Raw genomic sequence first — 21,906 nt, 5'->3', positions numbered from 1 at the left:
GAAATATTTTATCTTTTGAAAATCGAACTCTCCGCGGTAAAACCGCGTGGCCAACGGCAGGAGCCTACTCTGCCATACTTTCTTTATGGAAGAGAGCCTACCTGACGAAGGCGGAACTATATTCGAAGATACGATCGTTGCTATCTCCACGCCATCCGGCCGGGGCGGAATCGGAGTTATAAGACTCTCGGGCACACGCGCACGATCGATTGCGGAGGGTTTGGTCAGGCTGGCTCGGCCGCTGGAAGCTGGCCGGGCGCGATTCGGCTACATGACGGACGCCGGGACCAAAGACACCCTGGATGAGGTCGTCGCGACCTTCTTTGCCGCTCCTCATTCCTACACCTCCGAGGACGTGGTTGAGATCGCGATGCACGGCTCTCCAGTTCTTCTGAACTATGCGCTCGAACGGGCGACAGAGGCAGGCGCGCGTCTCGCCGAGCCCGGCGAGTTTACAGAACGCGCATTTCTCTCCGGTCGTCTGGACCTTACACAAGCTGAAGCCGTGCGTGACCTGATTGACGCATCCACACTGCACCAGGCACGAGTTGCGGCGCAGCAGCTGGGGGGCGCGCTGTCTCGGAAGATCGCCCCTGTGAAGGAACGGCTGATCGCGCTGATCGCCAGTCTAGAGGCCGGTGTGGACTTTGCTGAAGACGATATCGATACCATGGCTGGCGCTGAGGTCGCATCACGCCTAGGGGAAATCGAAGCGCCACTTCGCGAACTTGAGCGTAGCTTCGGATATGGCCGGCTTGTTCACGACGGCTTGCGACTGGCAATTGTAGGGCGACCGAACGTAGGGAAATCCTCACTCTTCAACCGGCTTGTCGAGCGGGATCGCGCCATCGTGACGGCGAGTCCAGGAACGACGCGCGACCTGATTACGGAGCGTGTGTCTATGGAGGGAATCCCCCTGGAGCTGATCGATACAGCGGGCCTGCGGGAGGCCAGCGATGAGGCTGAGACGATTGGAATTACGAAGTCACGTGAGGCTATGGCCGAAGCCGATCTTGTATTAGTGGTGATCGATGGAACTTCACAGCCGCACCTCGAAGATGAGGATACGATGGCGACCCTTGCGGACAGGCCGGTGCTGATCGCCGCGAACAAGGTCGATCTCGGAGCCGTAGATTTGTCCTTCGAAAAAGAGGCTCAAATTGTGCGGACCTCCGCTGTGACAGGAGAGGGGATCGAAGAACTGCGCCGCTCGATCCTGCAGATAGCCACCAGGGGCACGACCTCGCAGGAGACGGCGCTCGTAACCAATCTGCGGCAGCGACAGGCCGTGCTGGAAGCACTCGGCTCGGCGCAACAGGCAAACGAGGCTGTACAAGCTGCTCTTCCTCACGAAGTGCTTCTGGTGGACCTGTACGAAACCCTCGGTGCCTTGGATCGATTGACAGGGGCGACTACTGCCGACGACATCCTTCGGCGGATCTTTTCTAGCTTCTGCATCGGAAAGTAATATGATTTCCGGTAACAGTTCAAGATGTTCAGAAAAGCACGATATATGCAGTGTAATGTGAGATTTTACGTCTAGTTTCGTCTGCTAACTTCCACGACAATCCTGCACAAATGTTGTCCACATTGCTGTACACTTACGCTAAATCGAGTGCTAAATTACCGATGTGTACAAGTGAGGCGGTATGTCTCTAACCGAAGTGGGCATCAAGGCTCTCAAACCAAGGGATCAGAGGTACCAGGTCACTGACAGCCGTGGGCTTGCCATCGAGGTATTCCCGACTGGCGGTATGGCGTGGCGTTACCGGTATCAATTCGACGGCAAAACGCAAAAGCTTGCCATGGGAAAGTACCCACAGGTCAGCCTGAAGGCGGCTCGACAGAAGCGTGACGAGTACGCAGTGATGATTGCGAACGGGCAGTCCCCCGCACAGGAGAAGCGCCTTGGCAAAGTTGCTCTCGCCGCTGCTTCGACATTGCAAGACTTTGGTGAGCGTTACTACAAAGAGGTCGTTCTGAAAGACCTGAAAGATCCCAAATCCATTCGTCGCTACCTGGACAAAGAACTCTATCCCGTTCTCGGATCAAAGAGTCTCCGATCAATTACGTCTGCGGATGTGCAGGCCATCGTCTTTCGGAAACGAGACAACGGCTTTGAGTCAGCAGCAGCTGCGATCCGAAACCTGGTCAAGCGCATTTTTGACTATGCCCTTGTGTGTGGCGCCGCGCAAATCAATCCCGCGTTAGCACTACCGACGCGATTCATAACCCGTGCAAGGCCTCGGACAAGAGCGCTTTCACCAGACGAGATTCGGGAGTACGTGAGCAAGCTCTATAGATCGAACATTAGGCGCCAATTTAAACTTTCGCTTCATATCATTCTTCTCACGCTCGTCAGAAAATCTGAACTTCGCCTGGCACTCTGGAAGGATGTGGACCTGGGAGCTGCGGAGTGGCTCATTCCGGCTTCCATCTCGAAAACAGGAAAACCTCATACTGTTTATTTGTCTCGGCAAGTCGCTACGATGTTCGAGGAATTGCGTGCGCTCGCCGGCACGTCGGAACTCGTTTTGCCAGGTCGCGGCAGTCTGACTCGCCCATTTGCTGGCAACGCTATGAATCAGGCGATGAACAGCATTCATTTCGCGATAAAACCATTTACGATCCACGACCTGCGACGGACCGGCTCTACCCTGCTTCACGAACAAGGATTCCCGACCGACGTCGTTGAGAAAGCTCTCAATCATACGATCAGCGGGGTGCGTGGCATTTATAACCGTGCAGCTTATGCGGACCAAAGACGAGACATGCTCCAACGATGGGCGGATTATGTCGGTGTGCTTTGCAATCAGAACACGATTGAACTGGGTTGAAAGGTGGCATCGTGACGCGCAAAGAATCTTCTCAAAACAACCGTCTCGGCAACGAGAATAATCTCGACCAACTGACGCGTAATGACACGAAATCCTTGGGTTCGAACCCAATCCCTGTGAGCTCAGATTCACCAAGCGTCGAACCGGCTGTAGAGGAATCGAATTTTGTCTATTTCAATCCTAAGAATAGGCATCGGATATTTCCTGAACTCCCCGATTTCGGAATTCTCTATCTCGCGTTGCCACGTGCAGCTCATCTGATCGCTGTGGACCTGTGGGTTAGTGGTCGTTATGTCGTGAAAGGAATGCCCGATGTTGCGGCCTGTGAAACCCTTGAGGATCCCGCTATCGTCTCGGCATTATCCGAACTGGCAAATGTTTTCCAAAAGCGATTATTGGGTTCAGTTCAAGAGGGAAACTTGGCTTCCGTCCAACGGAAGCGCGACTTCGCAGACTTCGTAAACTCTTTCGACGAAGATTACATCCCCGATGAAACCTACGTTCATTTCAATGATCTCCGGAAGTGGCTCATCAACAAAGGCTACGTCGGCCCACAGGGACTTGATGGTATAGGGGCTGTCTTGGATGAGTTCGAGGAAGACGAATTGATGATGGCCGCCGAAATCAGCCGTGACGTCGCCATGCGACGCTTGCTGCGAAGGCACGACCGCAACTCCTCAACCAGCATAGCGAGATCGCTGGAGCCCGAGTATGAAACCAAGACGGAGCTTATCCGAAGCCGTGAAGCATTGTCTGAAGCACTCGGGCGGGTAGATCAGTTAGAGAATGAGCTGAAGCATGCGCATATTTCACGACAGAGTCCTGTCGATAGACCACTCCTCTTGAAAGAGCGTCGTACCCTCCTGGTGATTATCGCTGCTCTTTGCAAAGCTCTTGGCATTGAGTGGCAAGGCCGTAACGCCGTAAGCAGTGTTGAAAAGAGAATCGGCGCCCTCGATCTCTCTATTAATGACGACACAATTAGGCGGATCCTGTCGGAGATTCCTGACGCATTGGAAACACGTTCCAGGTAGGACGCGACTAACTATAAAACCCGAATTCGGATTTACTTACCCGAATTCGGCCTTCAATCGGATCTCTTGGGAGATGCTGGCAGCAGATGCCATCCAGAGAGGTTCCGAAATGTTGAATACAATCCTCAGGCTTCCAACTGTCAAAGCTCGTACAGGTCTATCTCGAAGCACGATCTACCTACGTGTTGCGGAGGGAGACTTTCCAAAACCAATTTCACTTGGTGCGCGAGCCGTCGGCTGGCTCGAATCAGAAGTCGATAGATGGATCGCCGAACGCATCGAATCGACACGCAGGGCGCATTCGGAGCGTGTCGCTTGATCCGCCTCGTCAATGTGAACCAACGAGGCGGATCTGGGAAAACATCCCTGACAACAACCAGCGCGCGCAGTCTAGCTGAAAGAGGCTTGCGGGTTCTGATTGTTGATGCCGACCCACAAGGTTCCGTGTCGGTGATTCTGGGGCTAAAGCCAAAGGCGTTTCTCTATGACTTTGTGATCGAAAAGCTCGCACTCCGCGAGTGCTTGGTATCTGCGCATCCTCGGATCGACGTTCTTTGTGGTAACCGCAAGACCACAGAAGCCGAGGCGATCGTTATGGGGTTACCCTTTCGAGAGTTCATCTTTGAACACATGTTGTCCGAGCACGAGAAGAACTATGATGTCGTGCTCATGGATGTGGGGCCTTCGATCAGTCTCTTCCAGACCTGCGCCATGGTCTATGCGCAGCGGATTCTTGTTCCGGTCGATATGGACATCCTCAGTGTGCAAGGAGCTACTGCTTGCATTCATGCGGCTGATACGTTGAATCGCATGTTAGGTGGGAGCCTCGATATTCGCATCTTGGGACTTCTTCCCGTCAAACTGAACAGACGCCTCGCCATTACGGAGGTTGTTCTGAACACGTTAGAGTCTATCTCCGAGCGTCGCACTGTCCCGATCCTGGAAGGAATACGTACCGACCAATCAGTGGTCAAGGCGGCACGTGCTCGCCAATTCCTGGCCGATTACGATCCGAAGTCTAAGGCTCTCGAAGACTACGAACAGCTCACGGATTCCATTCTGAATCACTTCAGAAATCCAGAGGTCATAGCGATCGATGCCAAGACAGCTTGAGCGAAATAAGAAGATCCTGGACTGGGAAGAGTTGGAGAATGCACCTAATACCCTGGGTGCGTACTCTTTCCTCCGTCCGACTGCCGAAATCATCAGTATCCGCGACGGGCGAGGGATCCCTCTTGCTCAGATTGCGGAGCCCAGCCTCTATGGCGGAGCCACCCCAGAGATCGAACGATCGGGGGCTCAATCAGTCACAGTGCCGGACCAGACACGCAGCCGCCCCTACAAGGTCCACGCCTGCTCACTAGTCCAGCATGGACACTCGCTCGGTGAGACGGCTCTCTACAAGGCCCTTTGGGATGCCGGAGAGAGACAGGCCGACGACACAAGGGTGATCACGATCGGTTGGAAGACAATGGCCCACTTGGCCAACCTGAGCGATAAGAGTGCAAAACGTAACATGAAGAGCCTGATCGAAAAACTTGCAATCGAGCAGATTGCCGGAGAGGTGCTTGAGACAAGTACTGGTCGGACATACCGCGTCTACTCATTCGCTCAGATTCTTGAAAAGCGCAAAGGAGCTGGAATGCTCTGGTCTAAGTGGGATAAGGGACGACGGTTCGTCCAGCAGAATGGCTCTCCACTTGTACTTCCACCAAATTCGTTGTCGGAGAATCCAAGAGGCGTCGCCCCTGTGGACAAAACGACCTCTATGGACAAACCATCCATAGAGGCTATGGACAAAACGACCATACCCCCTATGGACGTTTTGTCCTCAGGGGCTGGGGATGTTTTGTCCCCCCCTTTAAGAAGTCTTTTAAGAAAACAACAAGGAATAAAAACGTCGTCGTCGGAGCGCCAATCGATCGTGCAGGCAATTGCCCAATATGGCACACCCGACGACCAGGCGGCGGACCAGTTGTGGCGTGCATGTCTCGTGGTTTGCCCTGATGCGACGGTGGATGAGATTGTCACACTGATCGATGAAAAGGGCCGTCAAATCGCGAGGAACCGCTCGGTGAAGAATCCAATTGGCTTCTTGCTCACCGCAGTTCCAAAGTGCTTTCGTCCAGAATCAATCGCTGTACTTCGCCAGCAACGAGAACGAGTCTTGCGGCTAGAAGCAGACCGGAAAGAGGGCGAGAAACGGCAAGAACGGGAGTACATCGAAATGCTGAAGGCCAATCACGAAAAGTACCTTGCGATTAGTCTCGATCCGTCTGCTCCGCAAGAAAAAAGGAAGAACGCTGAATCAATGCTGGCAGATATTCTGACAGCTCTGGAAAACGCACAAAGACGCGCTGCTGAGTCGATGGATGCTGAAGATGAGGTTACATGCGCTTGAATCAGATGCTGGGCCGGGAATACCGCTTTGGTACATCGTTCAGGTTTGGAGGCCCTAATGAATTCCGAACAGATCAAACAAGCTGCGGCGCGCATTCGAAAACTGGCACGCTCCCATTTCGATTCTAGATCTGTGAAATCTACCTGGGAACAAGTAGCTCGTCTGGCCCTTCGGGTTCAGATCTCCGGCAGCCGTAAGGCTGATACAGAAGAGCTCATCAAGCTCGCTGCTGATCTGCTAATGGTCGAGATAGAAATACAAGGTCTTCGGCTGAAGTCCCGTAAATTCTACCGAGATGTTGTACACCTTTGCTTCGACAATATCGGCGTCTTCTGGGATCAAAAGCCCATGGTGCATATCATCGCAGAGCTCAGTTGGATCGTGGAAACAGCCAGGAAGGACTCGGTAGACCCGCTCGAACTGCTCGAAGAGAAGATCGGCTGTTCAGCCATGTGGAACGTGCCATTTCAGGGACACTTCTAAAAATGAATGAGGTCATAGTAAATCCCTCACAGACCGGCTTCGGAGCGCTCGGGAAACCTAAGCCTATACCATTCCTGATAGCGAGGCTTGGAGATCCAACTTGGAACGGACCTGGATCCGCCGGACGGTAGATCGAAGAGTGTGTCGACGTATATCCATTGATCAGCTTCCTCAGTTGGAGGCTCATCGTATCGCGTGAACGACTCGACATTCTTGTACATTTCGATCAGCCGCAAATATCGTTCCTCTTCGGTCATATCGAAACCCCTCTCTTTGTCTGCTGTCCTTTAAAAAGGATCAATACGCAGCGTACTGGGTGGGCGGATCGCTTCGATGATCCCGCAGAATCGAAGGAATGACGCATGCCGGCAGATCTTGCGAATTCCTTTTTCCAGCGTCTCTTCGCGGATCCTGGTAACAGATGTCAACAAACTTCATACAAAAGTCAACACCTCGGCAACGGCCGTTCTTCTGGGTCCACAAAGGTCATACAGATTTCATACAAAATTCCAACATTCAAAGTCTTACAGGATCCCTCAGGCTAGGCGACTTCACCGCTCTGCTGCGATTTTTATTCCTCAGTGCTCTGACGCGCAACGCGGATCACCGTGCATCTCAGCGCATTCTTTCGTAGTGGAACATAAAGAGGAAGCATTACCCTACGGGGCTGTTTTGTAGTTATCATGCTTATTTACAAATATTTAGACTGCATTGCACTTTTTGGCTTTGCAATGCATTTGCATTGCAAATGCAAGTGATAGGAAGTAGGTTTCGTGATCGTAAGAATTCGCGGATGGTGCCGATCAGTTGGGAGCATCCCAATCTTCGCGGAACAAATCGATTCGCGGTCCGTACTCATATTGAGTACAATCGTTCTCATGTTGAGAACAAGAGACACTGCTCTCAGCCATTTGCTCTTCGGTCAAACGAGGGGGCGCATCCTTGCGACTCTATACGATAAGCCCGAAACAGCATTCTTCGTCCGGCAGTTAGCTCGCCACATCGCGGGCAGCGTGGGAACGGTCCAGCGGGAACTCACTACCCTGACCGCCGCGGGACTGATTCTACGGACCGACAATGAGAATCAGGTGTTCTATCGCGCCAATCGCGACCATCCCATCTTTGCTGAACTTCATGCCCTATTGGCAAAGACCACTGGAGTCTTTCACCTGCTGCACGAGGCTCTTACACCTCTTGCCGCGAATATCGAGTTTGCCTTCATCTATGGCTCCTTTGCTCGCGGCGAGGAGAAAGCCGAGAGCGACATCGATCTCATGGTGGTCGGGGATGTGACGCTCGACGACCTTCTGGAGCAAATTTCCCCCGTAGAACTGAAGTTGAGCAGGCCAATAAACCCAACCGTTTATGCTCGGGAAGAACTGCGAACGAAGCTCCGCGCAGGCAATCACTTCCTGAAGTCTATGCAGAGTAAGCAGCTAGCCTTTTTAATCGGAAATGAAAATGACTTTAGAGAGATACGTTGAGAATGCCTGGCTGCACCGCGAAGCCACCAGCCCTCAAGAGATTGCTGATCAATTGGGGATCGTAGCCCGATCAATGAGGGACGCCAGTGTAAAGGACATCTCTGACGATCTTCGCTTCTACACTACCTTCAACGCCATCCTTGCGCTTGCGAATACCGCGCTCCGTGCAAGCGGATATCGCACGACAAACCAGTCTGGGCATCACACCCGCACCGTCGAGACACTCGAATACACGATCAGCGCCGACGCAAATCTGATCCGGAAGTTGCTCACTTTCTCGAAGAAGCGGAACGTAGCCAGCTACGACGCTGCCGGCTCCATATCAAACCAGGAATTGCAGCAAATCCTCGTTACGGCTGAAGACCTTCGCCATACCGTCGAAGCGTGGTTGCGAACAGCTCATCCAGAACTCCTTGGACATCCATGAGCCTACGCATGAGCGACACTTTCAAATTACGATTTAGCGGATCTCAGCACGAACGATTTCTCTATCATAGTGACGACACACGACACAACAATGCGATTCTGACATCTGAGAAGAGGAGTTTCTCAGATGTCAGAAACGATTTTGGTGCTTTCGCGAGGATTCGATATAGAGCGCAGCAAACTTCGGCAATAGCATCCTGGCCAGCCATCTTGGGACCTTGCCGATCTCCAAAGCACAGAGGGCTTGTCGCAACGGCCGGCCTGTCCTTCGTGCACCGACAGCTCGTCCGCTTACGTTTGTCACGTTGGCTTTTAACTTTGACCGACCTGTGTAGCATTAGCAGCCCTACGACCTTCATGTGACGCAATTTTGTGATCCACCGGGCTTCGCGTACGGGTATACCTCAACAGAACACTCAAAATGAAGCCATGTTTGAGTTAGGCGACACCACACCACGGTCTGACCCGTCAGAGGATCCCAATCCGCAGAAATGCCGTAGTTACAAGCGGTTAACTCGAGCAGAAAACGTCTCCCGCCAAAATGAGAAGACATAGGAAGCGGGGCGCTCCGTTAGAATGTTGTGGCCTGCCTTAGCCCAAATTGGCCCCGTTCGTAGTTGGTCTATGCGAGGTGTCACGACGGCGCGCAGCATGTTCTCGATGTTCGAAAAAGGAGACGCTGCAAATGCCCTACACCGCCGAAATAAGTCGTAGCAACCCAACCTGCTTCATCTTTTTGCTGGACCAGTCGGGATCGATGTCCGAAGGCTTCGGGGAGGGCGGGATTCGCAAGGCTGACTTCGTTGCGGATGTCGTGAACCGCACCCTGCATGATCTTGTCATTCGCTGCACTCGGATGGAAGAGATTCGGAGCTACTACCACATTTCAATCATCGGCTATGGCGCATCCGTCGGTCCCGTCTTTAGCGGATCGCTCAGCGGTCGCTCGCATGTGCCAGTAGGAGAGGTTGCAGACCTCCCAGCGAGGCTGGAGAATCGTACGAAGAAAGTCCCGGACGGGGCGGGCGGCCTTGTAGAGCAGCAGGTTCGATTCCCGGTATGGATGGACCCGACATCAAATGGAGGTACACCCATGTGCGATGCTTTCGGCCAGGTTCGCTCCTTGCTGGAGCAGTGGCTACCAGAGCACCGCAACAGTTTTCCTCCTACGGTCCTTCATCTTACGGACGGTGAATCGACGGACGGCGATCCTTCAGCCGTGGCACAGCAGATTATGTCCATGAGCACCAGTGACGGGCCGGTATTGCTGTTCAACTGCCATGTTTCATCTCGCCACACCGTGAAGATCGAATATCCAGGAGATGAATCGAAACTCCCCGATGATTTTGCCAAGACCCTGTTCAAGATATCGTCGCCTCTTCCGGAAGCATTTCGCCAGGCCGCTTCCAGCATGAGCCTGAGCACCACCGAAGGTGCCCGAGGTTTCGTCTTCAATGGAGATCCGGTCTCCGTCGCCCAATTCTTTGAAATCGGGACCCGCCCAGCGAATCTTCGATGAGCGGCAATGATTGGCACTTCTCCGTCGCGCAATTCTTGCTGCCGAAGGAGGGCTTGCTTCCTTCCGAATGTGAGGATGCGATAGCCCTGTCTCTCCGGCAGAAGCGTTTTTGCGTTTCAGACGGCGCAACGGAAGCTTATGATTCACGCCGCTGGGCAAGACTGCTCACCCGGTGCTGGGCAATCAGCGGCCATCTCCTGACGAAGGAGGAGTTCGAGCCGTGGCTATCCGTCATGGGCGAGCGCCTGCAGCGGCGCTGGAGCCGAAAAGCCTTGCCTTGGTACGCCGAGGAGAAGGCGAGGGGCGGGGCCTTTGCCGCGTTCGTGGGGATCGCCTTCATACCGTCGGAGGACCGTCTCATCTGGCAAGCCGTGGCTTTGGGAGACAGTTGCCTTGTGCAGGTCCAGAACGGAGCAATCGTCACCGCGCTGCCGATTAGTGAGCCCGCGGCCTTCAGCTACCATCCAACGCTTATCCCTTCGAACCTCCAACGACAGCAAGGGATTGGAGAGCAATTTACCGTCGCAATGGGCGGTGCTGCCCATCGAGACAGTTTTTGGCTGCTCACCGACGCCATCGCCGCCTGGTTTCTTCGCATGGCCGTGGAAGACCCTTCCCGGATCGACGAGCTGGCGCAATTGCTGGACGCGAACGATACGCCTGGCTTTGAACGGTTCTTTGAGCGTGAACGGGCCGACAAATCTCTTCGCAACGATGACGTAGCCGTGCTTCGGATCACAATTGATGCGCCGCAGATTCCCATAGCGGCGGTATGACGACACGCCTATGCCTACCGGTCAGTGGCCCAGCTCGCGAGATTATGTTGAAGCAGTCCAGAATCCCGCATTGGCGTTCCAAGATCCTGACCTGAAAGCAGCAACTCCGGCCTTAGACCGGCTCGGAATGCCCTTTGTCACGTCCGGGCAATTCGCCTATGTCTTCAAGCTGAACACCGCTGACGGCAAGGCGCAGGCGGTGCGATGCTTTCGCGGCAGCGTCCCTGACCGTGAGGACCGGTATCAAAAAATCGATGACCATCTCGATAAGGTATCCGCACCCTGTTTCGTTAGCTTTGAGTATGACGCTCAAGGGATCATGACCGGAGGAAAGCGGTATCCGATTCAGGTGATGGAATGGATCGGCGGGTTTCCGCTCGACGTGTACCTTCCCAATGTCCTGGGCAGGAAAGACATGTTGAAATTCCTCGCCGAGCAGTGGCTTAAAGCGCTTGCAACATTGCGCGACGGCGGCATGGCGCATGGCGATCTGCAGCATGGCAACGTCATTGTGGACGAGAGTAATTCTTTACGCCTGGTAGACCTTGATGGGATGTACGTGCCTTCCATGGCGGGTCGCAAGGCTTCGGAACTCGGTCATCGCCATTATCAACACCCGAAGAGATCAGCAGACCATTTCGATGCAAGGCTCGATAACTTTTCGGGGCTTGTCATTTATCTCTCGTTGATTGCGCTCGCGGAGCACCCAGATTTGTGGAAGGAATTCCACGACGAGAATCTGATCTTCATCAAAACCGATTTTGAAAATCCCCGCACCTCCAAACTCCTAAGCAAGATCAAGACGATGGGCGGGGAGTGTCGGCCATTAGCAGAAGCGCTCGAAAAAGCCTGCCACGAAGATCCTTTACGTTGTCCTTCTGTTCTGGAGCTTGTCAACGCCGCACCATCGAAGCTGCCCGCATGGATGGTGAATTCTCCAGCGGTCACCGTACAGCAGGCCACGCGAGAGGTTAAGCCTGGGCAGGCTCCGCCTCCTCCCGTTTCAAGTGCCATTCCCCTTCCCAGCAGTCATAGCTCCCCTGGGCAGCCCTGGTACACGACCGCACCGGCCAACGTCTCCATTCCTGTATCAACGCCTTACACCCAGGGGGCGGCGACTGTCCAAATCACTCCGCGTGATGTGGCGCGGCACACCGTGACCTATGCATTCATCGGGATATTTCTCAGTTGGCTATGGCTTCCATTGCTTCGGCTTTTCTTTGCAGGGACCGGCGCTACGTCACAAGCTGCCCCCTGGCTTGCAGTATTCACATATCTAGCGGCGTGCATATTGCTCGCATACCGGCGCACTCAAAAGGAAGCGAAGCCGCACGTCGCGACTTCTCAGCCAGTGAGTTGGATACCGGCACCGCCAGTTTCTACATCCCGTCCCGCACCCGCATACAGCTCTTATTCGACAGGGAGCAAGGCTTCAGGCAGTAGTGCTTCAACGGCCCCCAGAGCGCTCGTCGGAAGCAAGATCAGAATGATTTACCACAAACCCTCTTGCAAATGGGCGATCAAGATTTCGCCTCGCAACCGAGTCAGTTTCAGTTCCGAGGCGGATGCGAAAGGACGCGGATATCGACCGTGCAGTGTCTGCTCGCCATGAAAATCGCTATCGAAAAAGCTTGCCCAGCAAACGCCCCGACCACTTTCCGGCGAGGCGCCGGAAGATCCGCTGCAGAACACGCCCCTTTAGAACGGCGTTGATATCGCCGAGGGAACGGGCACTGGCATACAGAATTCGTCGAAGCTTGCTTATCGTCATCTGCCGGTTCTACCGAACTGAATTGCGTTATCTAAGAAGAGCGAATGTCTGACTTATTTACCAAAGCGGCGAAGGTCAATACTTCAACGAAGTTGTGGGTTATCGGCGTTGCGCTTCTGATCATGGTAAATCTTCCGGGCTCCGAGAATCCTTCCCCACCGGCTCCCGTTTCAGCGCCCACCTCTCATTCGACCAGTACCGCGCCGCTGGCTACACCAATGGTTGCGGCTCCCGATAGGCGTCCTGTGGCTTCTACGGTCGATCCGTCACACCGAAGCACGCAACCCAGTACGTCCCCAGCAGTTGCAGGTCACTATGCGGGCACTGTTCATAACCAAACCGCCGCTTTATCCGCTGACTTTGCTATCGAGCTTCACGATTCCCACGGTGCGCTTTCCGGCTCAATGGCAGTCAAGCCGCCACTCTACGGTAGCGGGGCTCTAAAGGGCACGATAGACAATAACGGCCTTACCTTCACCGTTATGAGCGATATCGGGACCCTCGTCTTTACTGGCGTGCATGAGGGGGAGCAGATAACCGGCACGTATACGGTTCAGCATCCCGCTGGCGGTCAAGAAGCTGGCTCGTTCAAGCTTTCAAAAGAGAGCGCGGTCAGGGCCGTCCTCCCAACAGAGGCCCCCTCCCACGCAGCGACGGCTGTTGAGTCGGCAAACATAAGCCCACCTGAAAAAGCTCCAGTCGTAGCGGAATCTCCAAAGGTGATCCCTCAACCATCTGCTCATTCAGATCCGAAGAATTATTCGGCATGCATGAACGGGCGTTCCTATGCCTGCAATAAATCGCTGCTTACCTCAGATGAAGCAGTTAATGTGCAGGCCAATGACTTGCGGCGAAATTATTCGTCCTGCATGAATGGCTTGTCTTACGCCTGCAATAAAAATCTTCTGACATCGGATGAAGCGGTCAAGGTGCAAGCCAGCGACCTCCGCCGAAACTATTCGAGCTGCATGAACGGGCTTTCCTATGCCTGCAATAAAAGCCTGCTCACCCCTGAGGAAGCAACAACCGTTGCGGCGAGCGACCTCCGGCGGAATTACTCTTCCTGCATGAACGGTCTGGCTTATGCCTGCAACAAAAACCTCCTCACGCCAGACCAGCTCTCCACAGTGCAAGCCAGTGATCTGCGAAGGAACTATTCGGCCTGTATGAACGGCCTAGCCTACGCCTGTAATCGCAGCCTCCTGACCAGCGAACAGTTATTGTATGTCGAGACTAAAGGACGGAAGTGACCCCGGAGCGAGTCGATACTGCCTTATCCATGTGTCTGGAGAACGACGGTCAAACTTACTTCTCCTTGAGGTTGAATCTTAAATTCCCGCAGCCGCAGCGAAGATCTGTCGGATTCACGCGCGGGGAGAGCGACATCCACGAATCGCATTGCGCCTTGTCGCACCTGAATTGCTCCAACACATGGCGGAAGGCCAGGACGACCGGCTTGAAATCGTTCTTGTTAAGATCCGCCCATTCGTTGTAGTGGACCGCTTTATTGATGATCCATTCCTCTCCGTTTCTTTCGGCGAGGATCTTTGCACGAGCATCCTGGAATGCTTGCACCCTAGCCAGCTCGGTATCGTTTCCCCAGGATTTGGCGGCTTTCGCGGCCTGCTTCAGCAGGTCTCCCTGGCGCCCAATGACGGCGCTAAGCAATTCGCCCATGTCGTATCCACCATCACCCCGATAATGTACCTTCGCACTCAGCTCATCCGCAAGGTCCGATGCTACGAACTCCAGATGCCTGCGAAGCTTCGCCGCTGCCGCCGGCACCTCATTCTTTGCGAGGTCAGCATCGATCTTCTCCCAAATTTCAGAAACCTCATCGAGGATCGGCCCGGTTTCCACCGACCAGGTGTGAAAAGCCACCGCTGACTTCGCGCTAATAACACCCTCTGAGCGGAGCTGCCGCGCCCATACCTGATCGTGCGTGGTGATGACGAACTGCGTGTTCGGGAATGCCTGTTTGAGCAACTTACAGAACTGCTTCCGATGCTGCGAATCGACCGACATCACTACGTCATCGAGAACGGCCAGCGTAAAATTCGCGTCGAGCACGCGTTTCATCAGAGCAAGATAGAGGCACACTCCCATGCCGTCTTGGTGCCCTTCGCTGTGATAAGCGCCAGGCGGGAACATGCCCTTCTTGTGAAAATCAACAAGCAACCCGAGCTTGCCGTTCGCCGCTTCGAATTTGGCCTTGAAATCGCCTTCATCATCCTGATTAATGGCCCGGTAGAACGCGCCGAATTCACCTTCAACCTCTTCGTACAGCGAGACAAGTGCTGCTTCCGAAACATCGCAATAGGTTTTGTAGGCTGCCTTCCCCAATGCAGCTACAGCTTTCTTTTCTTCCGCGTCGCGTCTGGCAAGGCGCAGATTGCGCAGCCGCTCCTGCGCCACTACCAGGAAGCTGTTCGCTTCGGCTGTCGCGCTCTTATCCGGGCGAGCCTTAACCTTCTGCTCCAGGGCCTGCAAGTCGGCAACTAGCGGGGACGGTGTCTTTGACCAGCCCGACTCGAAGCGTTCTTTGGCTGCAATCGCGCCTTCAACTGAAGCAATCGAATCGGAGAAAGACTGGAGATCCCCCGACCAGGATGCAAGTGCCGTCGCCAGCTCTTTAGGAGTTTCGGCGACTTTCGCAGCGGCTGCAGCGAGTGCCCGGATGCGAATGATCGCAGTCGCGATTTCGCGAGAGGTTTTTAACATCTGCTCCCGAAGAGCTTGAGCTTCCCGTGATCGCGCCAGCTTATCGCGCAAATGCGCTCGTAGTTCCTCCATATCCCAGGCCGTGTCGCACAGCGGGCAATTGGGTCCATCGACGAGGCCGAGCCCGCTCTGCACAAACGCATGGCGGTTGATGGAAGCCAGCAGCGAAGGAGCGGCTTCGATCTTGGCCACACCCTGGAGCAACTGCTCGACAGAAGATTCTAGATTGTTCTCGAAATCTTTTACTGCGGGGTTCAGGAGCGCCTGCACATCCGCGATGGCGGATTCTTTAGACTGCTGTGCACCTTCTTGCGCCGCCCCTTCCGAGATGCCCTCCGAAAGATCGGTGTCTTTCGTGAGTGCAGTGAGGGGCGCCAGGGACAGTAGAGTTCTGCGTTTGTTGACTGCTTGCAGCAGATCATCCGCTTTGAGAGCCGGAAGATCGAGATGGCGTTTCAGGCTGTCTTCGGACGTGCTTACTTGGGTCCTCGCCGTGGAATAAGCGGTATCGAGTTTGTTTTCGGTTGTCTTCAGCATTGCCCGCGTCTGATCGATGTCATCGAGCTTCAGCAGGGTCTGCACGTCGCGCGACCGCTGAGCTGCTTCGCTAAGGATGAATTTGATGATCTCCCGGCGAGAAAGACTGATTTCAGGGTGGAGCGCGACCTCCTCGAAAACTGCCCGCACTGCAGGTTCGTCCGGCGCAATCTTTGGTTTTTTCGGCTGCTTGATAGTGCGGGTGATCGTGGCTTTCTTTTGCAAGTGCGGGATATATACGCTTAAACACACTGAGGCCGCATCAGGATCGCTTCTGGCCTCGACATGTGGACCGTGGGCAGAGAGTGTCAGATCTCCCGTTCCCGCACCTTTGAGGCGTGCAATCTCCCCGGTCAGGGCAAATTGAATCGCGTCGATGACGCCGCTTTTGCCTGATCCGTTGGGGCCTGAAATAACAAAACTGCCGCGATTGAGACTCAGTTCAAGGTCGCGGATGCCACGCAGCTCGAAGATCTTGATGTTTTCGATCTGAATCATGGCAGCTCTGCCTTTGCAGGCTCTGCCAAGACCCGTATTACATCAGCCGCTTTGGGCTTCTTACCGCCGCTCAGAATATCGCGGAGCGCCTGCACCTTGGCGTCAGTGAAGCCCTCGGTGTCCTTCAGCTTGGTGTAGAACGCGGCGAGCACTTCTTCTTGTATGGTTGCCATTGGTCGTCTCAGTTGATGCGGGGACCGGATAAGGATACGTGATGATCACGAAAGACGAGATCGAAACAAAGGCGACAGACTTCGGCCTGCACCCATCGAACATCGAGCGCGACTATGTATTCGGGTGGCTCCTTACCGGCATATACAGCCAGAGCGAGCTGAAGAACACGCTCATTCTCAAAGGGGGCAATTGCTTCCGGAAGGCATATTTCCCCCACACCCGTTTTTCCAATGATCTCGATTTCTCCAGCACTAGGGCGATCCAGCAAGACCAGCTCATCGCGGAGCTGAACCGAGTCTGCGGGTTCGTAGAGCAGCAGACGGGTGTGACGTTCGAGACCAATAAGAACTGGGTTAAGGAGAAGGCGAACTCTGACAAAGACCGCCGCATCTTCGAAGGACGGCTTTACTTCAAGGATTTTTACGGCAACCCGCACACGACCACTATCAAGGTGCAGATGGATGTCACCGAGTACGACCGCATCTTCTTGCCGGTTCAGGATCGGTTTCTCATTCATCCCTATTCGGATAGCGCTCAATGCAACGTCGCGATCAAATGCCACAAGCTGGAAGAGCTGCTCGCGTCAAAGCTCAAATGCTTGCTGCAGCGCAGGCACTCGTTTGATCTCTATGACTATGTGTACAGCGTTTTTATCAACCGTGACATCGAGGTTAACCGCCCTGAGTTACTCCGAACGTTCTTGCAGAAAACGATCTTTGAACCCAGTCCCGGCGTGGCCAAGGGTCTTCTTCTCGACCTGCCACTCGAAACGTTCAGGGCATTCTGGCATAAGTACATCGTGTGCCCGGCTCCGAGCCTGTTCGATTTCGATATAGCGCTGGGCCGATTTAAAGATGACATCGAAGGGTTGTTCGCCGGTCTGCGTATCGATTATTACGGCGAGATTGCGTTCTTCCCGTCTGGTTTTCGCAACACGATCATGGAGGCTGCGAGCGATCTAAAGATGCTCGATATTACCTATGATGGCCAGCGCCGCCTTGTTGAGCCTTATTCTCTGGCATTTAAACGGCGTAAGGATGGCTTCGGCCAGGAGTATTTCTATGCCTTCGATACCACTGGCGGTAGATCGAGCGGACCAGGACTCAAGACTTTTCTCCACCCTAAGATTCAGGGACTCGCCATCGCAGAACAGGTTTTTGAACCGCGATATCCCATCGAGCTTGGCAAGGCTGGTGAATTTGCAGCGAAAACGTATTTCGGGGGGAATGGTGGCTTTAGCACCAGGACAACGAGATCTATAGCACACAGGACGGCGCGGCACATATATCTGGTCGAATGCTCATATTGCGGAAAGCGCTTCCCTAGGAAGCGTTACAGCACGCGCCTCCGCCCCCACAAAGATCAGCACGGGAATCCGTGCTACGGACGTTCCGGCTACATCGCATATTGATGAGTATTCGGTAAACGGAAATCGGTATGGCTTCAGGCTCAAGCGGAAACATGGATGTTTTCAAACGATAATTCAACGGGGTGGCGGTTCATCGATCAGATGGATCGTCCATTTCCCGAGCTTAATTTCACGTTCATTTTTATCCGCCGCAACTTGCACCTCATCAAGACCCGCTCGCTGAGCGAGCGCTGAAAATGCAGCTACGGGAGAGGTCGCTATCGACGTTACGTCATCGAGCGTCGCTACCGAGACCCCTTTGTTTATAGATTCTTGCCAGGTCACATAGTCACCTGCATAACCATCAGTTATCACTACGCCTTTAGCAGGAGACCCGACTCGTCCTACAATCTCCGCTGTATGGCGAATGCCTTCAAGAACATCATCATTTCTTTTTAGTACCTCCCACGGCGATTGCGGACGTAGTGTGGATTTGAGCTGGACTATGAGAATCTCTGTACCCCGTGTCGCATAGCCATCGATCTCGCGCATAGGATTCGAGAGTATATAGTGTGGCGTGAACAGCCAACCCTCCTCCTCAAATGCGGTCTTACATGTGGTGATCATCCGGTCTTCCCGAAGCCCGCTCACCTTTTCGTATTGCACGGGATCGTTGAGGACCGCAATCCGAAGCATGTAGTCGTCAATGTCTTCGAGTGTCTTTAGGGGCAGCGTGACCGCAAACGTCTGATCTTTGATTTTGATCAATGGGGAATCATGCCACCCATCGATCTTCCAGTTGAGTGGTCCTCTCACCTTATCGATAGTGAGCGTGAGATCGCGCTGGACTGTCTCAAGATTTGCCGGAGGGAGCGGAATCTCGATTACCACCGGGCGCTTCATTACCTCCTGCATGGGGCCTAGAATGCCACCAGCTGGCAGCATGATGGTCTCTTTCTCTGCGTCCACGCAGAGCGCTTTCAGCCAACGCCAATACTCCCGATACTGGCCAGCGTTCCAACTTGCAGTTAATTGGTCACTGTCTTCGACAAATGGAGTTTGAGAGCGAAACGGTGTCGTGAGATGGGTGCGACGGAGAAGCTCGCTGTCGGCACCCGTGAGGTCCCCACCCTCATACACGGTTAATATCTTGCTCTTCTCTTCAACGGCGAAACCAACCCTGTCGTGATTTCCCATCTTCAAGGCATCGACGAGGATCTGATAGTGCGCTGCGGTCTTCATGACGATTTCGATCAACGCTTTATCGTCAATTGATCCCGAGCCCTTATCGGGAGCGAACAACATCGCCCATTTCAAACATTGGTATACACCGGTAGCAAGGAGATGTTCTCCCGCGATACTTTTCTCGATGCCGTTCGGGATATTGAAAGTGAGCGCGTGCGCGGCCTTCAATCCCAGCACCTCAAGCCCATCACGCCACACCGTCATCAGCTTTGTGAGCAGCACATCTCTCTCTGTCTTCCAAACCGGCAAGTTTTGGACGAAAAGATCTATCTCTTTTTCGGCTGCACGAACTTCCGGAGTGATCATCGTTTTGCTCGCAGTGGGTCGAAGTTTAATCGCAATGTAGCGTATCTGCGACAGCAATCTAAGGCCGTTTGGATTCTGTGGTCATCGCTGCAGGCCACTATATCGAAGTTGCCTTAGTTGCGCTTTTTTCGGCATGTTTCTTTCGTAGGCTTAGCGTCGAGTGGGGGACGCCCATACGCTCCGTTATATTCCCCAGGGAGCCCGCCATCTAGAATGCTTCTATTCGGAATGCGGCTTTGCTCTCGCCGATAGGAGTGACTGATGGGCTGGAATGACCATATGGACGATGAGGAGCTTGGCAATCTCCCTCCTGAAGCGTTTAGCACCTGGGATGTTGATGGCCCGTTTGATCCGCAGGATCACTGGCTTGAGACCGCGAAAAGAAACGACCAGGTAATTGCTGTTCGGGAGTGGTTCCTGGCTCGGTATTGTGACCCTGTCCACGACACGCCGTACAACGGCCACGAAGGGGGCTTCCAGTTCATTGATGGCGGGCCCTTCGACCCGGCTGACGTATTGCCGGATCGTTTCGCTCGTGTTGTGAAAGATGACGTGATTCGGGAAGTCATCGATGAATTGCATCGACAGGTCGGGGATGAGTGGGCACCGGTGCAATTCAGGGCTCCTCGCGAATATGACGAAGACTACGGCGTCATATTCGAGAGCAGCAGCCAGCCCCTGGCAAGACTCCGTGAACGCCTTGAGCAATCGAAGCTGCTCCTGACTCTGCAGGGCGATCCTTCTGCGCAGTTTCTCGCGCGTAATCTGGCATTCAGCTCAGTTATTACGAGCCTTGAATCGTTCTTGTGGGAGACGGTCGTCTATTGGGTGGGTCATGATGATTCCACCGTCATAAACATCGTGAAGAATATCCCAGTGTTCCGCGATCAGCCACTGAGGCTTGGGCAGATTTTCGAGAAGAGCGAAAACCTGAAAAATGAAGTCAAAGCGTACCTGCAGAACCTCGTATGGCATCAGTGGAGCAAGGTGATCGGTGAATTTACGGTCTCAGGCGTTCATAGTGATTCGCCACGCCGTCTGTGGCGCAAGACAAAGTCCGCAGCAGGTGTAACGGAGCGGTTCTTTACAGAGTATTTCGCTGGGCGCGAGGTTGGTTTTGCAATCGAAGTAGCACAAGCGCGCTTGTATGCCGAACCGCTGGAACTCACCGATTTTGTTGCGAACGGCTTCGCACCTCAATCATTCGTTTATCTCGCCGCTAAGTAGGTGGCCTTTGCGGCTCGGGTCAGAACGGAAATCGATCACGCAGGCCAATAGATCTTCTTCAAAGGGAGGAGAACCCGCGTCTCCGCATCCATGTTGTCGTAATGTTCCATCACCGACTTTCCTAAGCCGTCCAGGTCCAGAAGGGCGAGATGATGATTAGCTCTCTCGGCTTCGTACCGGGCCTCGCGAGTGAATCCGCCCGTCGAGACGTACAAACCATTGTCCCGCTGCCTCAGTCCTCCCAAGAACGCACGAACGTCGGGAGCACCAATTGTGCCTTTCCGATGTTTCACTTCGACTAGAATTCGCGGTTCCTGAAACCCAAAGCCATCGGGAGATGCGATGATATCGCGGCCCCGGTCGGCACCAGGAGCGGACACCTGCGTCTTATAGCCCATAGCTCTCAGAAGGCCAGCAACAAGCTCCTGCATTTCGTCCCACTCCAGCCGCACAATCCGATCCTGCAGGAACTCCAAAGCTTTTTGCTCGATGTCTCGCCGGATATCGGATTCGGCAGCGATCGCCTCTGTGGTCGCCGTGAGAGGCGCTTCGCTTAAGACATCGATTGCTTCTGTCTGCACGTGACCTGCAAGCCGGTCTGATATCTCCTCTGCTGCGTCATCAGAGATACAGAAGATTGTCGCAATCGAACCAAGTGAGTTCTTCGTCTGGGGCGTCAGAACATCCCTACTCACTTCTTTATCCCATCGCACCGTCTTGGTGTGTCGAAGTTCCTCATCAGCAAGAGCGTTGTATACGTACCCGCCAGTCACCGTGCCAACGCGATAGAGGCGGTCTGCAGGTTCGTACATCAGGACGGTGCTTCCCTCCACCAATTCCTCCCTGAAGCGGAAGATCTGACCCGTAGCATTTGCAACCTGCAGCCGGTTGTAATCACCAAACTCCGCGGAAACCAATGCCGAGATTTCTTCGCGGGTATGAACGTCGTCAAGGCTTCCGACCTTCCCCCAACCAATGGCAGTAATGCCTTGGGAGACAAACTCCGAGGCATAAATAGCGGCTCGCCCTGCACGTACCATCCAGACCTTGCTCATTATGATTGATCCTTTAGCTGCTTAGTGCTTTGTCTAGGAGTACACGCAAATTCATCCATTAAAC

General features: G+C 54.0%; 19 protein-coding genes. 15 read left to right on the top strand and 4 right to left on the bottom strand.

Annotated features, from left to right (window positions below):
- The first annotated feature begins 85 nt into the window (after positions 1-85).
- The 13 genes from mnmE to AC5S26_RS02695 all read left to right on the top strand — a co-directional run bounded on the left by mnmE (position 86) and on the right by AC5S26_RS02695 (position 13,981).
- On the top strand, positions 86-1,468 hold the full coding sequence (gene mnmE, locus AC5S26_RS02755; protein ID WP_494183321.1) for a tRNA uridine-5-carboxymethylaminomethyl(34) synthesis GTPase MnmE: 1,383 nt from the start codon (positions 86-88) through the stop codon (positions 1,466-1,468).
- Between the two features lie 181 nt (positions 1,469-1,649).
- Positions 1,650-2,837: a tyrosine-type recombinase/integrase gene (locus tag AC5S26_RS02750; RefSeq protein WP_494183320.1), complete on the top strand. Its 1,188-nt coding sequence runs from the start codon at positions 1,650-1,652 to the stop codon at positions 2,835-2,837.
- 11 nt (positions 2,838-2,848) lie between these two features.
- Positions 2,849-3,871: a hypothetical protein gene (locus tag AC5S26_RS02745; RefSeq protein ID WP_494183319.1), complete on the top strand. Its 1,023-nt coding sequence runs from the start codon at positions 2,849-2,851 to the stop codon at positions 3,869-3,871.
- Positions 3,807-4,190 (top strand): helix-turn-helix transcriptional regulator, encoded by a 384-nt coding sequence (locus tag AC5S26_RS02740; protein WP_494183318.1) that lies wholly within the window; start codon positions 3,807-3,809, stop codon positions 4,188-4,190. The genes AC5S26_RS02745 and AC5S26_RS02740 overlap by 65 nt, the downstream gene beginning before the upstream one ends.
- A complete protein-coding gene (locus tag AC5S26_RS02735; protein WP_494183317.1) occupies positions 4,133-4,984 on the top strand; it encodes a ParA family protein in 852 nt (283 codons plus the stop codon). The genes AC5S26_RS02740 and AC5S26_RS02735 overlap by 58 nt, the downstream gene beginning before the upstream one ends.
- A 403-nt stretch (positions 4,985-5,387) precedes the next feature.
- A complete protein-coding gene (locus AC5S26_RS02730) occupies positions 5,388-6,272 on the top strand; it encodes a hypothetical protein (protein WP_494183316.1) in 885 nt (294 codons plus the stop codon).
- A gap of 57 nt (positions 6,273-6,329) precedes the next feature.
- Positions 6,330-6,755: a hypothetical protein gene (locus AC5S26_RS02725; protein ID WP_494183315.1), complete on the top strand. Its 426-nt coding sequence runs from the start codon at positions 6,330-6,332 to the stop codon at positions 6,753-6,755.
- Positions 6,756-7,633: 878 nt separating this feature from the next.
- Positions 7,634-8,239, top strand: a complete 606-nt coding sequence (locus AC5S26_RS02720; protein WP_494183314.1) for a nucleotidyltransferase domain-containing protein — start codon at positions 7,634-7,636, stop codon at positions 8,237-8,239.
- On the top strand, positions 8,217-8,666 hold the full coding sequence (locus tag AC5S26_RS02715) for a hypothetical protein (protein ID WP_494183313.1): 450 nt from the start codon (positions 8,217-8,219) through the stop codon (positions 8,664-8,666). Before AC5S26_RS02720 ends, AC5S26_RS02715 begins: the two co-directional genes overlap by 23 nt.
- A 684-nt stretch (positions 8,667-9,350) precedes the next feature.
- Entirely contained in the window at positions 9,351-10,184 is an 834-nt protein-coding gene (locus AC5S26_RS02710) for a hypothetical protein (protein WP_494183312.1), read from the top strand.
- The gene (locus AC5S26_RS02705; RefSeq protein WP_494183311.1) at positions 10,181-10,960 is read left to right on the top strand and encodes a hypothetical protein; all 780 of its coding nucleotides are present in this window, start codon (positions 10,181-10,183) and stop codon (positions 10,958-10,960) included. The genes AC5S26_RS02710 and AC5S26_RS02705 overlap by 4 nt, the downstream gene beginning before the upstream one ends.
- A 10-nt stretch (positions 10,961-10,970) precedes the next feature.
- The gene (locus AC5S26_RS02700; RefSeq protein ID WP_494183310.1) at positions 10,971-12,572 is read left to right on the top strand and encodes a serine/threonine-protein kinase; all 1,602 of its coding nucleotides are present in this window, start codon (positions 10,971-10,973) and stop codon (positions 12,570-12,572) included.
- A gap of 203 nt (positions 12,573-12,775) precedes the next feature.
- A complete protein-coding gene (locus AC5S26_RS02695) occupies positions 12,776-13,981 on the top strand; it encodes a hypothetical protein (protein WP_494183309.1) in 1,206 nt (401 codons plus the stop codon).
- A gap of 55 nt (positions 13,982-14,036) precedes the next feature.
- On the opposite strand, the gene AC5S26_RS02690 is transcribed toward AC5S26_RS02695, so the two are convergent.
- Entirely contained in the window at positions 14,037-16,487 is a 2,451-nt protein-coding gene (locus AC5S26_RS02690) for an AAA family ATPase (RefSeq protein ID WP_494183308.1), read from the bottom strand.
- Positions 16,484-16,660 carry a hypothetical protein gene (locus AC5S26_RS02685; protein ID WP_494183307.1) on the bottom strand — a complete coding sequence of 59 codons (177 nt, stop codon included), beginning with the start codon at positions 16,658-16,660 and terminating at the stop codon, positions 16,484-16,486. Before AC5S26_RS02685 ends, AC5S26_RS02690 begins: the two co-directional genes overlap by 4 nt.
- Before the next feature lie 41 nt (positions 16,661-16,701).
- Between AC5S26_RS02685 and AC5S26_RS02680 the strand changes: the two genes are divergently transcribed.
- Positions 16,702-18,072: a nucleotidyl transferase AbiEii/AbiGii toxin family protein gene (locus tag AC5S26_RS02680; RefSeq protein WP_494183306.1), complete on the top strand. Its 1,371-nt coding sequence runs from the start codon at positions 16,702-16,704 to the stop codon at positions 18,070-18,072.
- 72 nt (positions 18,073-18,144) lie between these two features.
- Here the strand turns inward: AC5S26_RS02680 and AC5S26_RS02675 are convergent, their stop codons facing one another.
- Entirely contained in the window at positions 18,145-19,476 is a 1,332-nt protein-coding gene (locus tag AC5S26_RS02675; protein ID WP_494183305.1) for a hypothetical protein, read from the bottom strand.
- A 345-nt stretch (positions 19,477-19,821) separates the two neighbouring features.
- On the opposite strand from AC5S26_RS02675, the gene AC5S26_RS02670 reads away from it, so the two are divergent.
- Positions 19,822-20,787, top strand: coding sequence for a hypothetical protein (locus AC5S26_RS02670; protein WP_494183304.1), 966 nt, complete (start codon positions 19,822-19,824; stop codon positions 20,785-20,787).
- Positions 20,788-20,822: 35 nt separating this feature from the next.
- On the opposite strand, the gene AC5S26_RS02665 is transcribed toward AC5S26_RS02670, so the two are convergent.
- Positions 20,823-21,842, bottom strand: a complete 1,020-nt coding sequence (locus AC5S26_RS02665) for a restriction endonuclease (RefSeq protein WP_494183303.1) — start codon at positions 21,840-21,842, stop codon at positions 20,823-20,825.
- Positions 21,843-21,906: the final 64 nt, after the last annotated feature.

Source organism: Edaphobacter sp. FHG110511_03, assembly GCF_059115365.1.
Note: the sequence above shows the minus strand (reverse complement) of the source record. Positions and strands in the feature narration are given on the sequence as shown.